The following is a 13,537-nucleotide window of genomic DNA, read 5'->3' on the forward strand; positions in this document are numbered from 1 at the left end:
TCGGGCAGCCCTCGTTGCCATGGCCCCTTCGTCTAGCGGTCCAGGACGCGGCCCTTTCACGGCTGAAACACGGGTTCGATTCCCGTAGGGGTCACCATCGGCGGCGGACATGAAAAAGCCCGCGATCCATTACGGGATCGCGGGCTTTTCTGTGACCGGCCTAAATCAGTTGGTGGCGGCGCCGGTGGCGGGCAGATGCGCCATCGCGCTGGCAACCGCATTATCGCGGCAGCGGCTATATTCGATCTGATCGAACTTATTCCACAGGCCGTCCTTGGTGCAGACGCTATCGGCAGCAGCGGCGACACGGCGCTGAAGACGCGCGAAATCGCGGCCATCGCCCAGATTGAGGCCGCGCGTCGAGATCGCCACCGTCCGGGTGGTCGTGCCGGCGCTGTGGTTCGACGTCACCACGGTTTCATCATGCGTCTGCGCAAAGGCGGGTGCCGCGGAAAGCAGCAAGGCAGCCGGCAAGATCAAGCTCCGCATCGGGGAGCGCGAAAGCTTAGACATCCTATTCTCCTACGTGGCGCCGATCGTTGCCGGAGCCGTTATCGGGCTTGATCGCCCGTATCGCTCACATAGGCCCGAAAGCGGACCTATGCAATATGCTGCAGGTGTGTTGCGCAGCAAATATTGCTGGGAACAACGCAGTGATTCAGCGGTTTTCCGCCGTTGGCTTATCGCGGTGCGATGTTGGCCGCTTCGGGATGACGCGCGACATAGGCGGCGACAAAGGCGCAAAGCGGCTCGATCTTCAGGCCTTTTGCCCGCACATCGGCCAGGGCGCCCGCGATCAGGCGGCTGGCGATACCCTGCCCCTGTAACGCATCGGGCACCTTGGTGTGCGTGAAAACCACAACGTCGCCCTCGCGATGATAGGCCGCGATCGCCGTCTGGCCGTCCACGTCGAGCTCGTACCGCTGCGCCGCTTCATTGTCGCGGACCGCGCTCACCGCCCGTCGCGCCGGCCGAGCAGACGCAAGCGCAGCGCATTGAGCTTGATGAAGCCCGCCGCATCGCGTTGATCGTAAGCGCCCTGATCGTCCTCGAACGTCACCACCTTCTCCGAATAGAGCGTAAAGGGCGATTTGCGGCCGACGACGCTGACCGAGCCCTTGTAAAGCTTGAGCCGGACGGTGCCCGTCACCTTTTCCTGGCTGTGATCGATCGCCGCCTGCAGCATCTCGCGCTCGGGCGAGAACCAGAAACCGTTGTAGATCAGCTCGGCATAACGCGGCGCGAGTTCGTCCTTGAGGTGCGCGGCGCCGCGATCGAGCGTGATCTGTTCGATGCCACGGTGCGCGAGATGATAGATGGTCCCGCCCGGTGTCTCATACATGCCGCGCGACTTCATCCCGACGAAGCGGTTTTCGACCAGATCGAGCCGACCGATTCCGTGCGTCTTGCCCAGTTCGTTAAGCTTGGTCAGCAGATCGGCCGGGCCATAGCCGACGCCGTCGATCGCCACCGCATCGCCGCGCTCGAAATCCACGGTGATGATCTCGGGCGTGTTGGGTGCATCCTCGGGATTGTCGGTGCGCGAATAGACATAGTCCGGCACCTCCTCCCACGGATCCTCCAGCACCTTGCCCTCGGACGAGGTGTGCAGAAGGTTGGCGTCGGTCGAGAAAGGCGATTCGCCGCGCTTATCCTTGGCGACCGGGATCTGATGCTGTTCTGCGAACTCGATCAGCCGGGTGCGGCTGGTGAGATCCCATTCCCGCCACGGCGCGATCACGCGGATGTCGGGCGCCAGCGCATAATAGCCGAGCTCGAAGCGGACCTGATCGTTGCCCTTGCCGGTGGCGCCATGAGAAACGGCATCGGCGCCGACCGCCCTCGCGATCTCGATCTGGCGCTTGGCGATCAAGGGGCGGGCGATCGAGGTGCCGAGCAGGTATAGCCCCTCATATAGCGCGTTGGCGCGCATCATCGGCATGACATAATCGCGGACGAATTCGTCGCGCAGATCATCGATGAAGATATGCTCGGGCTTCACGCCCATCAGCTCGGCCTTGGCGCGGGCCGGCTCCAGCTCCTCGCCCTGGCCGAGATCGGCGGTGAAGGTGACAACCTCGCAGGCGTAGGTCTCCTTCAGCCATTTCAGGATTACGCTCGTATCGAGCCCGCCCGAATAGGCCAGTACCACGCGCTTCACGTCGCTCATTGCGTCACCACACTCCAGGGAATCGGCGCCCGTCTAGCGGGAACGATGCGGCTTTGCAGCCCCGCACGCATGTCAGGGCGGAAACATGCGTGTCTTTCGAGACCAACGGGCGCAACATGACTCGCCGAGAAGAGCGAAGTTGCCGCAACATGCGGACGAAGAAACAGGAGAAGATATGAAGCTGCTGCTGACAGGCGCCGCGCTGGCAAGCCTCTGCGCCGCCCCGCTATTCGCCCAGGACGCTCCACCGCCGCCGCCACCGGGGATGCACGGGATGCATGGACGGATGGCCGAGATGAAGCCGATCACCAAGGCCGAGGCGATGGCGATGGTCGCCCGGCATTTCGCCGAGCTCGATCTCAATCATGACGGCAAGGTCACGCTGCACGAGATCGAGACCTTCAAGAAGAATGCGATGGATGCGCGCTTCAAGGAGCATCGCGATCGGGAATTCGCGAAGCTCGATACCAATCATGACGGCAGCATTTCCAAGGCCGAATTCGATACGCCGCCGCAGCCGGGCGGCCCCGATCGCGGCCCGCCCCCGCCCCCGCCGGGCGACCATGAAAAGGGCCCGATGCATGGCATGGGCATGATGATGCTGTTCAGCCCGCACACCTTCGACAAGATCGACGCCAATCACGACGGCGCGATCACGCTGGCCGAGGCACAGGCCGCTGCTTCCTCTTTCTTCGACAAGATCGATGCCAATCATGACGGCACGATCACGCCCGACGAGATCCGGGGTATGTGGGGGATGCATCGTCCGGGTGGTCCAGGCCGCCCCGGCGAGCATCGACCGGGCGGTCCCGGGGGCGACATGCCACCGCCGCCACCGCGGGGCTGACCCGCGCACCTTATTCGCCGGCGCGCTCAAATTCCTTCCCCGCCATTTCCGCCATGTGCGGGGATGGCGGGTGCGGTACATCGAGCAGTGCCTGTTCCTCCGCGATCATATAATCGCGGGTGATCGGCAGCGCGCGGCGGCTGCGGACATATTGCACCTGAAAGTTGACCATCTCGCCATTGGTGAAGCCGGTCAGCGCCCCGGCCAGATAGAATTCCCACATGCGGTAGAATCGCTCGTCATACATCGCGACGATCTCGGCCTGATGCGCTTGCGTGCGGCGCAGCCACTGTTCCAGCGTATAGGCATAATGGAGGCGCAGCGTCTCGACATCGGCGGTCAGCAGCCCGTTATGTTCGGCCGCCTCACAGATTTCGGAGAGCGTGGGGATATAGCCGCCGGGGAAGATATATTTGGTCGTCCACTTGTCGGCGGAGCGTTTCGGCCCGATCCGGCCGATCGTATGCAGCAGCATCACGCCATCGGGCGCCAGCAATGACCGGCACTTGGCCGCGAACGTACTAAAATGCGCAGGCCCGACATGCTCGTACATGCCGACCGAGACGATGCGATCGAACGGCCCCTGGACAGTGCGGTAATCGGTGAGCTCGAAGCGCACCTTGTCCGCGACCCCAGCTTGCTCGGCGCGCCGGCGCGCGATCTTGAGCTGCTCTTCGGAAAGCGTGATGCCCAGCACGTCGGCGCCGGTCTTCTGGTGAATATACAGGGCCATGCCGCCCCAGCCGCAGCCGATATCCAGCACCTTGTGGCCGGGCCCGATCGCAAGCTTTGCAACGATATGCGCCTTCTTGTCGGTCTGCGCCTGGTCGAGGCTCTCGGTAGCCGGATCGCCCGTCCAGTAAGCGCAGCTATACTGCCGATCCTTGTCTAGGAAGAGATCGTAGAGCTTGGCCGAAAGATCATAATGGTGCGCGACGTTGCGCCGGGACGCGCGCTCATGGTTTCGCTTGCGCAGCCAGCTCGCCAGCCATTCGGGCGGCCGGATGCGCGCTTCCAGTTCGGTGCGCTCGCCAAAAATTTCGTAGCGCGCGTTCCAGGTGATCAGATCGATCAGATCAAGGATATCGCCCTGCTCCATCACGAACGTGCCGTCCATATAGGCTTCGCCCGCGCCGAGGCTGGGGTTGAGCAGGATACGGAGCGGCGTGCGCGGATCGGTAAGGCGGACCACGATCGGCGCGCGATCGGGTGACGGTTTGCCGAAGCGGTGGGTCTTGCCGTCCGCTGTGATGAAAGTGAGTTCGCCTTCCCGGATCAGCTTGTCGAAAAGCCTGTCGAACGCCCGCATCTTCGCCGCTCTGTCGTTTCTTTATACCGCCGCCAGCGCCTTTTCGGCGGCGTCCCGATCCCGTTGCGCCCGGCTCTTCTTTTCGGAGGCCGTCTTCAATTGTCCGCAGGCGGCGCCGATGTCGCGGCCGCGCGGGGTCCGCACCGGCGCTGAAATGCCGCCCTCGAACACGATGTTCGAGAAGGATCGCACCCGATCGGCTGGCGAGGTTTCGTAATGGCTGCCCGGCCAGGGGTTGAAGGGGATCAGATTGACCTTGGCCGGCAACTTATACTTGCGCAGCAGCCGGACCAGCTCACGCGCATCGGCATCGCTGTCGTTCTTATCCTTGATCATCACATATTCGAAGGTGATGCGTCGGGCATTGTTCGCGCCGGGGTAAGCCGCGCACGCCTCCAGCAGCTGCTCGATGCCATATTTCCTGTTGAGCGGCACCAGTTCGTCGCGCACCGCCTTGGTCACCGCGTGCAGCGACACCGCGAGATTGACGCCGATCTCCTCGCCCGCGCGAGCCATCATCGGCACCACCCCGCTGGTCGAAAGCGTAATCCGCCGCTTGGAGAGCGCCAGCCCGTCGCCGTCCATGATCAGCTTGAGCGCATCGCGGACAGCCTCGAAATTGTAGAGTGGCTCGCCCATTCCCATCATCACGATATTGGTGAGAAGGCGACCGTCGGGCTGGCTCGGCCATTCGCCCAGCGCATCGCGCGCCAGCATCACCTGGCCGACGATCTCGCCGGCGGTGAGATTGCGCACCAGCCGCATCGTGCCGGTGTGGCAGAAGCTGCAGGTCAAGGTGCAGCCGACCTGGCTGGAAACGCACAAGGTGCCCCGATCGGCATCGGGGATGAACACCATCTCATAATCCTGGCCGTCATCGGACCGCAGCAGCCATTTGCGCGTGCCGTCGGTGGATACCTGCGCCTCGACCACCTCGGGCCGCCCGATCACGAAGCGCTCGGCAAGCCACGGGTGCATCGTTTTCGAGATATCGCTCATCACCGAAAAGTCGCTGGCACCGCGATTGTAGATCCAATGCCACAGCTGCTTGGCGCGCAGCTTGGCCTGCTTAGCGTCGAGCCCAGCTTCGGCCAGCAGTTGGCGCATCGCCTCCTTGGGCTGCCCGAGCAGATCGATACGCCCATCCTCGCGCGGGGTAACCGCACGCGGCACGGGCACCGGATCGATCAGACCGGGGGAAGACATCAGCGCATTCATGATCCCCGCCCCGTAAGCGCAAACTCCCGATTTTTCCAGCGCGGCTGTGGATAGCGCTCAACAAGCCTCTGGCGGAGGGCGAAGCCCGCGCTATAACCGGTGTCCAATGCGAGCACGGGGCATCCAATGAAGGCGACGATCGAGCGGGCGACCCTCCTGAAGGCGCTTAGCCACGTCCAATCGGTGGTCGAACGACGGAACACCATTCCGATCCTCTCCAACGTCCTGTTGGAGGCGACCGCGGACGGCGCGCTCAAGCTGATGGCGACCGATCTCGATCTTCAGTTCGTCGAGACGATTTCGGCGCAGGTCGAGACGCCCGGCGCGACGACCGTGCCCGCGCACACCCTCTTCGACATCGCCCGTAAGCTGCAGGAGGGCAGCCAGGTCCAGCTGACCGCGGCCGAGGGCAAGATGCTGGTGACGGCCGCGCGCTCGCGCTTTAACCTGCAGACGCTGCCGCGCGATGACTTCCCGGTGATCGCCGAGGGCGAACTGCCCACCAAGTTCGAGCTGCCCGCCGAAACGCTTAAGCAGATCGTCGACAAGACGCGCTTCGCCATCTCCACCGAAGAGACGCGCTACTATCTCAATGGCATCTTCCTGCACGTCTCGGACGATGCCACGCCGGTACTCAAGGCCGCCGCCACCGATGGCCACCGCCTTGCCCGCGTCACCGTACCCCGCCCGGACGGCGCCGAGGGCATGCCTGATGTCATCATTCCCCGGAAGTGCGTCGGCGAACTGCGCAAATTGCTCGATGAGGTCGATGGCTCGGTTGAGGTCTCGCTGTCGCCGACCAAGATCCGCTTCGTGCTCGGCACCGCGATCCTGACGTCGAAGCTGATCGACGGCACCTTCCCCGATTACAATCGCGTCATCCCGACCGGCAACGATAAGCTGCTCAAGATCGATCCGCGCAGCTTTGAGGACGGCGTCGATCGCGTCGCCACCATCGCCAGCGAGAAGACCCGCGCGGTGAAGATGAGCCTCGACCGCGACAAGATCACGCTCTCGGTGACCAGCCCCGAAAATGGCACCGCCGCCGAGGAAGTGCCCGGCGACTATGCCAGCACCAGCTTCGATATCGGCTTCAACGCCCGCTACCTGCTCGACATCCTCGGCCAGATCGAAGGCGACACCTGCGAAGTCCACCTCGCCGATGCTGCCGCGCCCACGCTGATCCGCGAGAACGACAAGGCCCCGGCGCTGTACGTGCTGATGCCGATGCGGGTGTGACCGTTCGGGCCGAAGTGATACTTCGGCCCGCTTCATGGTCATACTAACCCGCCTCACCCTCACCAATTTCCGCAACCACTCGCAGGCGCTGATCGCGCCCGGCGCGGGCTTCGTTGTGCTGACAGGGGAGAATGGGGCGGGGAAGACCAATGTGTTGGAGGCGGTTTCGCTGCTGACGCCAGGGCGGGGGCTGCGGGGTAGCGCGCTCGGGGAGATGGCGCGGAGCGAGGGGCCGGGCGGCTTCGGGATCGCGGCCGATCTGGTAGGCGGCGCGACGATCGGCACCGGAACCCTGGCGGCGGCGCCTGAGCGGCGGCAGGTGCGGATAAACGGCGCCGTCGCCAGCGCGGCGGCATTGGGCGAATGGCTGGCGGTCTTGTGGCTGACGCCGCAGATGGACCGGCTGTTCGCGGAGGGCGCGAGCGCGAGGCGACGGTTCCTCGATCGGCTGGTGCTGGCGCGCGAACCGGGACATGCCGGGCACGCCAATCGCTATGAGGCGGCGATGCGCGCGCGCAACAAGCTGCTTGCCGAGCCGGAAGGGGCCGATTCCGCCTGGCTGACGGCGCTGGAAGCGGGAATGGCGGAGCATGGCATCGCCATCGCCGAAGCGCGCGCGCGGACGGTCAAGCGGCTGGCGGTGCGGCTGGCCGATCAGCCCGTGGGCCCCTTCGCGCGGGCTGGGCTGGTGCTGGAGGGCTGGCTTCCGGTTAGCGGGGGAGCGCTCAAGGCCGAGCTGCGCGCAGGCCGCGGGCGCGATGCCGCGGCGGGCCGCGCGCTGGCAGGGCCGCATCGTACCGATCTTGCCGTCATACACCTCGATAAAGCGCAGCTCGCCGCGCGCTGCTCGACGGGGGAGCAGAAGGCGCTGCTGCTCGGCATCGTCCTGGCCCACGCCGATCTCGTCGCCGAGGATCGAGGACAGCGGCCGATCCTGTTGCTGGACGAGGTCGCCGCCCACCTCGATCCCGCGCGCCGCGCCGCTTTGTTCGCTCGCCTGGCTACAGCCGGCGGTCAGGTCTGGATGACCGGCACCGAGCCGGAGCTGTTCGGCGCCCTACCCGAACCGGCGACGCACGTGCGTGTCACGGACGGACACATTCTCGCCTGAGCCGCAGGATCAGGAAAAGAGCCGCGCCAAGCCATAAAAGAGCGCGCCGATCGCCGCAGCGGCTGGGAGCGTGATCACCCAGGCGACGACGATGCTGGAGGCGACGTTCCACCGCACCGCGCTCATCCGCTTGGCCGCGCCCACGCCGACGATCGCGCCGGTGATCGTGTGCGTCGTCGAAACCGGGATGCCGCCGATGTTGGCGAGAAACAGCGTGATCGCGCCGCCCGTTTCCGCGCAAAAGCCCTGGCGCGGAGTGAGGCGCGTGATCTTCGATCCCATCGTGTGGATGATCCGCCAGCCGCCGAACAAGGTGCCGACACCCATCGCCGCCTGGCAGCAGATCACCACCCAGGTTGGGATGTGGAATGCGCCGTGGAGCATGCCCTGCGAATAGAGCAGCACGGTGATGATCCCCATCGTCTTCTGAGCATCGTTGCCGCCGTGGCCGAGCGAATAAGCGGCCGCCGAGATCAATTGCAGCTTGCGGAAAGTGCGATCGGCGATCGCGGGGGTGTTCTTGCGCGCCAGCCAGCTGGTGATCAGCACCATGATCAGCGCGAGTACGAGCCCCACCGCGGGGGACACGACGATCGCGCCCGCCGTCTTGAGGACGCCGGACCAGACGATCGCGCTGGTGCCCGCCTTGGCGAGGCCGGCGCCGATCAGGCCGCCCACCAGGGCGTGGCTGGAGGAGGAGGGGATGCCGAGCCCCCAGGTGATCAGATTCCAGCTGATCGCGCCCATCAGCGCGCCGAACACCACCTGCGCATCGACGATATCGGCCGAGATCGTGCCCTTGCCGATCGTGTAGGCAACGCTGTGACTGAAGACCATGAAGGCGATGAAATTGAAGAAAGCCGCCCAGAACACCGCGACCTGCGGCGAAAGCACGCGGGTCGAAACCACCGTCGCGATCGAATTGGCGGCATCGTGCAGGCCGTTCAGGAAATCGAACAGCAGCGCGATCCCGATCAGCCCGATCAGGATGGGAAGCGAAACCAGCATCAGGCGTGATCGAGCACGAGACCCTGGATCTCGTTGGCGACATCCTCGAAGCGATCGACGATCCGCTCCAGATGGCTGTAGATTTCGCGGCCGACGATGAACGCCATCACATCCTTGGCGCCCGTTTCCTTGTAGAGCGCCTTGATGCCGGCATCGTGGATATCGTCGGCGGTGCCTTCGATCTGAACGAGCCGCGCCGTGAGCTCCAATATCCGCGTCTGGTTGTCGCCGATCGACCGCAGCAGCGGCAGCACTTCGGCCAGCACGCGGGCCGCCTCCACGATGATCCCGCTCATATCGCGCATCTGCGGCTCGAACACATCGATCTCGAACAGGGTGATCGCCTTCGCGGTGGCGTTCATCTGATCGATCGCGTCATCCATCACGCTGATCAGCCCCGAGATGGCCGTGCGATCGAATGGGGTGATCAGGATTTTGCGCACGTCCTGCAGCACGGTGCGCGTGATATCGTCGGCATCATGCTCGCGATCGTGGATCGTGCGGACATGCTCGGCCACGTTCGGCCCGCCCTGCAGCAGCCGCGCGAGCGCGTCCGCGCCCGCGACCAGCGTCACCGCATGTTCTTCGAACAGCTCGAAGAAACGCCCCTGCTTGGGCATCAGCGCCTGGAACCAGCGCATCATTGCAAACTTCTCCCCGCTCTTCGTTCGCATCCATGACGAAAGCCGCTCGACCCGTCCAGCGACCGGCCCCGGCTCGCGAAAGCCGGCGATCAGCCGTTTGAGATCAGGCTCCTCCACCGCCTCCGAAGCCGGCTGAAGGCGGAACCAGCGCGTTTCCCGCTCGTCGCTTTCGGGCCAATCCTCGGCCTGCTGCGTTACGGCTAGCGGATAGACTGTGACGGTTGTGTGACGGAGGGTGCCATCGCGCTTGCGCTTCAGATATTCATAGGCGCCGATCGGGGCCGGGCACATGATGCCGCTGACGCCGGCTTCCTCATAAGCCTCGTGCGCCGCCGCCTCGTAAGGGGGCAGGCCGCGGATCGTATTGCCCTTGGGTACGACCCATCGCCGCGTTTCCCGCGAGGTAACGAGCATGACCTCGATCGCGCCCGATGGGACGGTCCGATAGGGGAGGGCGGCAATCTGGCGAATGACAGGCTCCTTAAATTCTGCCGGACTCTAGCCATTGCTTGCCCCTTGACCAGCCCTGTGCTGCAAGCGCGGGCGTGATTCAGGCCGCGCTCCATCATCTGACGTCGTATCGCTACGATCACCCGGTGATGCTGGGCCCGCAGACGATCCGCCTACGCCCGGCGCCGCACAGCCGGACGGGGGTGCCCAATTATTCGCTGACCATCCTGCCGGAGAATCATTTCCTCAACTGGCAGCAGGATCCGCATGGCAATTGGCTGGCGCGGATCGTCATTCCCGATCCGACGACCGAATTCCGCGTCACCGTCGATCTGATCGCCGACCTCACGGTGATCAACCCGTTCGATTTCTTCGTCGAGGAATATGCCACGCAGCGGCCGTTCGCCTACGTGCCGCAGCTCTCCGCCGATCTCAGCCCTTATTTCGAGACCGAGCCGCAGGGTCCGAAGTTCGAAGCGCTGGTCGATCGCTTCCGCGGCGTCGAGATGGGGACGATCGATTTCCTCGTCGCGCTCAATCAGGCGGTGAATGCCGAGGTCGGCTATATCATCCGGCTCGAGCCCGGCATTCAGACGCCCGAGGAGACATTGGAGATCGGCACCGGATCGTGCCGCGATTCGGGCTGGATGCTGGTGCAGTTGCTGCGCCGCTGCGGCTTCGCGGCGCGGTTCGTCTCGGGCTATTCGATCCAGTTGGTGCCCGACGTCATCCCCACCGAGGGACCGAAAGGCGTCGCGCAGGACGTTTGCGATCTTCATGCCTGGGCCGAGGCCTATATTCCGGGCGCGGGCTGGGTGGGGATGGACCCGACCTCCGGCCTGTTCGCGGGCGAAGGCCATATCCCGCTGTGCGCCACTCCCCACTACCGATCGGCCACCCCGATCGAAGGCGCGCTGCTGGAGCCGGCGCAGACCGACTTCGGCTTCGCGATGGACGTGCAGCGGATCGCCGAGGCGGTGCGCATCACCAAGCCCTTCACCGATGCCCGCTGGCAGGCGCTGGACGATCTTGGCCACAAGGTCGATGCCGACCTGCAGGCGCAAGACGTACGGCTGACCACCGGCGGCGAACCGACATTCCTCGCGGTTGACGATCCCGAAGCGCCCGAGTGGAACGCCGATGCGGTGGGGCCGACCAAGGCGGGCTATGCCGATCGCCTGATCCGCCGGATGCGCGAGAAGTTCGCGCCGGGCGGGCTGCTCCATCATGGTCAGGGCAAATGGTATCCTGGCGAGAGCCTGCCGCGCTGGGGCTATTCGGTCTACTGGCGCGAGGATGGCGTGCCCGTGTGGCGGGACGCCGGGCTGATCGCCTTCGATGGCGGCACCGAGACCACGCAGCTCGATGTCGAGGCTGCGGAACGCTTCCTGACCGCGATCGCGGCGACGCTCGATGTGCCGGCGGAGAATGTCCAGCCGGCGTTCGAGGATCCGGTGGAATGGTCGCTCAAGGAAGCCGATTTGCCGCCCAACACCGATCCCACCGCGCCCGAGATCGACGATCCCGAAGTGCGGGCGCGGATGGTCAAGGCGTTCGAGCATGGCCTGTCCCGTCCCGTGGGTTACGTGCTGCCGATCCAGGCCTGGCAGGCCGCGAGCGCGCCGGAGCCGCGCCGCTGGCAGAGCGAGCAATGGCGGGTGCGGCGCGGGCGGCTGTTCCTCGTGCCCGGCGACAGCGCGGTCGGCTATCGCCTGCCGCTCGGCTCGCTGCCCTTCGTGCCGCCGTCAGACTATCCATACAGCCATGTCCGCGACACGACCGAGGCGCGTGATGCGCTGCCCGATTTTCGCCAGCGCCCGCTGACGCCCGCGGAGACCGCCGGCGCGGTGGCCGACCAACGCCATGAGTCGGTCGCCCCCGCCGCCGGGTCCGGCGCGCAGGAGCGGGTCGAGCAGCACATCATCGAGGGTGCGGTGCGCACCGCGATGACGGTAGAGCCGCGCGGGAATTATGTCGCCGTCTTCCTGCCGCCGACCGAGAAGCTCGAAGACTATCTCGACCTGATCGCTGCCGTCGAGCGTACCGCCGAGCAGACACGCATTCCGGTTCGCATCGAAGGCTATGCTCCGCCGCCCGATCCACGCCTCAAGGTGCTCAAGATCACCCCCGATCCGGGTGTGGTCGAGGTCAACGTCCAGCCGACCTCGACGTGGGACGAGACCGTCGATCTCACTACTGCGCTGTATGACATGGCGCGCGCGGAGAAGCTCACCGCCGACAAATTCCTTGTCGACGGCCGCTCGATCGGCACCGGCGGCGGCAACCATCTCGTGCTCGGCGGGCGCTCGGTGCTCGATTCGCCCTTCATCCGCCGGCCGGACATGCTCAAGAGCTTCGTGCTCTACTGGCAACGCCATCCCTCGCTCAGCTATCTTTTCTCCGGCCTGTTCATCGGTCCGACCAGCCAGGCGCCGCGGATCGACGAAGCACGCCATGATGGCCTGTTCGAATTGGAAGTCGCGCTGGCGCAAGTGCCGATGCCGGGCCAAGGCGAGGCTCCACCGCCGTGGCTGGTCGATCGCCTGTTCCGTAACCTGCTGGTCGATGTCACGGGTAACACCCACCGCACCGAAATCTGCATCGATAAGCTCTTCTCGCCCGATGGCCCGACCGGGCGCCTCGGCCTCGTCGAATTCCGCGGCTTCGAGATGCCGCCCGAAGCCAAGATAAGCCTTGCCCAGCAACTGTTGCTGCGCGCGATGACCGCTTGGTTCTGGCGCGAGCCGCAGCAGGGCGGGTTCGTCCGCTGGGGGACAACGCTGCACGATCGTTTCCTGCTCGGCCATTTCGTCTGGGCCGATTTTCTCGAGGTGCTGGGCGATCTGCGCGCGGCTGGCTACGACTTTGATCCGGCGTGGTTCGAGGCGCAGCGCCAGTTCCGCTTCCCGGTTCATGGCAGCATCACGGCGGGCGGTGTTACCTTGGAGGTCAGCCATGCGCTGGAGCCCTGGCCGGTGCTCGGCGAGACCGGCGCGATCGGCGGCACGGTGCGCTATGTCGACAGCTCGACCGAGCGGCTGCAACTGCGCGCAACCGGCCTCGTTCCCGGTCGACACATCATTGCTGCCAACGGCCGCGCCGTGCCGATGACGGCAACGGCGACGCCCGGAGAGGCGGTCGGTGGCGTGCGCTACAAGGCTTGGGAGCCCGCGAACTGCCTGCATCCCAAGCTGCCCGCCAATGCGCCGATCACGTTCGATGTGCTCGATGTCTGGAACGGGCGATCGCTGGGCGGCTGCGTCTATCATGTCGGCCATCCGGGTGGGCGCCATTACGAGCATGTTCCGGTCAACGATTATGAGGCCGAGGCGCGGCGCAAGGTCCGGTTCGAGGAGATGGGACACACGCCGGGGACCATCACGATGCCGCCGCCCGAACGGCCGGGCGATTTCCCGATGACGCTCGATTTGAGAAGGCCCGTGGGGTTGTGAGGGGTAGTACATCTTTAGTCCCTCCCCTTCAGGGGAGGAGTTGGGGTGGGGCCTCTCCACTCGCATCGCGGCTCCGGGTTCTTGCCCGA

11 protein-coding genes and 1 tRNA gene are annotated in these 13,537 nt (G+C 65.1%); 5 read left to right on the forward strand and 7 right to left on the reverse strand.

Going from position 1 to position 13,537, the window contains the following annotated elements:
* Window positions 1–21 precede the first annotated feature (21 nt).
* A tRNA-Glu gene (locus tag FHS31_RS05130) sits at window positions 22–97 on the forward strand.
* Between the two features lie 68 nt (window positions 98–165).
* On the opposite strand, the gene FHS31_RS05135 is transcribed toward FHS31_RS05130, so the two are convergent.
* The 3 genes from FHS31_RS05135 to FHS31_RS05145 all read right to left on the reverse strand — a co-directional run bounded on the left by FHS31_RS05135 (window position 166) and on the right by FHS31_RS05145 (window position 2,170).
* Complete coding sequence (locus FHS31_RS05135) at window positions 166–489, reverse strand: UrcA family protein (protein ID WP_167072292.1); 324 nt, start codon at window positions 487–489, stop codon at window positions 166–168.
* Window positions 490–680: 191 nt separating this feature from the next.
* Window positions 681–956 (reverse strand): N-acetyltransferase, encoded by a 276-nt coding sequence (locus FHS31_RS05140; RefSeq protein ID WP_167072293.1) that lies wholly within the window; start codon window positions 954–956, stop codon window positions 681–683.
* A complete protein-coding gene (locus tag FHS31_RS05145) occupies window positions 953–2,170 on the reverse strand; it encodes an argininosuccinate synthase (RefSeq protein WP_167072294.1) in 1,218 nt (405 codons plus the stop codon). The genes FHS31_RS05140 and FHS31_RS05145 overlap by 4 nt, the downstream gene beginning before the upstream one ends.
* Before the next feature lie 175 nt (window positions 2,171–2,345).
* Between FHS31_RS05145 and FHS31_RS05150 the strand changes: the two genes are divergently transcribed.
* On the forward strand, window positions 2,346–3,017 hold the full coding sequence (locus FHS31_RS05150; RefSeq protein ID WP_167072295.1) for an EF-hand domain-containing protein: 672 nt from the start codon (window positions 2,346–2,348) through the stop codon (window positions 3,015–3,017).
* A gap of 10 nt (window positions 3,018–3,027) precedes the next feature.
* Here the strand turns inward: FHS31_RS05150 and FHS31_RS05155 are convergent, their stop codons facing one another.
* Window positions 3,028–4,326 (reverse strand): SAM-dependent methyltransferase, encoded by a 1,299-nt coding sequence (locus tag FHS31_RS05155; protein WP_167072296.1) that lies wholly within the window; start codon window positions 4,324–4,326, stop codon window positions 3,028–3,030.
* Window positions 4,327–4,347: 21 nt separating this feature from the next.
* Entirely contained in the window at window positions 4,348–5,532 is a 1,185-nt protein-coding gene (gene rlmN / locus FHS31_RS05160) for a dual-specificity RNA methyltransferase RlmN (protein WP_167072297.1), read from the reverse strand.
* A gap of 138 nt (window positions 5,533–5,670) precedes the next feature.
* Between rlmN and dnaN the strand changes: the two genes are divergently transcribed.
* Window positions 5,671–6,783 carry a DNA polymerase III subunit beta gene (gene dnaN, locus FHS31_RS05165; protein WP_167072298.1) on the forward strand — a complete coding sequence of 371 codons (1,113 nt, stop codon included), beginning with the start codon at window positions 5,671–5,673 and terminating at the stop codon, window positions 6,781–6,783.
* Between the two features lie 34 nt (window positions 6,784–6,817).
* Window positions 6,818–7,894, forward strand: coding sequence for a DNA replication/repair protein RecF (gene recF / locus FHS31_RS05170; RefSeq protein ID WP_167072299.1), 1,077 nt, complete (start codon window positions 6,818–6,820; stop codon window positions 7,892–7,894).
* Between the two features lie 9 nt (window positions 7,895–7,903).
* Here the strand turns inward: recF and FHS31_RS05175 are convergent, their stop codons facing one another.
* Together FHS31_RS05175 and FHS31_RS05180 are read right to left on the reverse strand one after the other, a co-directional pair.
* Window positions 7,904–8,902, reverse strand: a complete 999-nt coding sequence (locus FHS31_RS05175; RefSeq protein WP_167072300.1) for an inorganic phosphate transporter — start codon at window positions 8,900–8,902, stop codon at window positions 7,904–7,906.
* Window positions 8,902–10,017: a DUF47 family protein gene (locus FHS31_RS05180; RefSeq protein WP_167072574.1), complete on the reverse strand. Its 1,116-nt coding sequence runs from the start codon at window positions 10,015–10,017 to the stop codon at window positions 8,902–8,904. The genes FHS31_RS05175 and FHS31_RS05180 overlap by 1 nt, the downstream gene beginning before the upstream one ends.
* Before the next feature lie 74 nt (window positions 10,018–10,091).
* Between FHS31_RS05180 and FHS31_RS05185 the strand changes: the two genes are divergently transcribed.
* Window positions 10,092–13,448: a transglutaminase family protein gene (locus FHS31_RS05185; protein WP_167072301.1), complete on the forward strand. Its 3,357-nt coding sequence runs from the start codon at window positions 10,092–10,094 to the stop codon at window positions 13,446–13,448.
* Window positions 13,449–13,537: the final 89 nt, after the last annotated feature.

Origin of the sequence: Sphingomonas vulcanisoli, from assembly GCF_011761305.1 — a bacterium.
In the GTDB taxonomy this organism is placed as follows: domain Bacteria; phylum Pseudomonadota; class Alphaproteobacteria; order Sphingomonadales; family Sphingomonadaceae; genus Sphingomonas_I; species Sphingomonas_I vulcanisoli.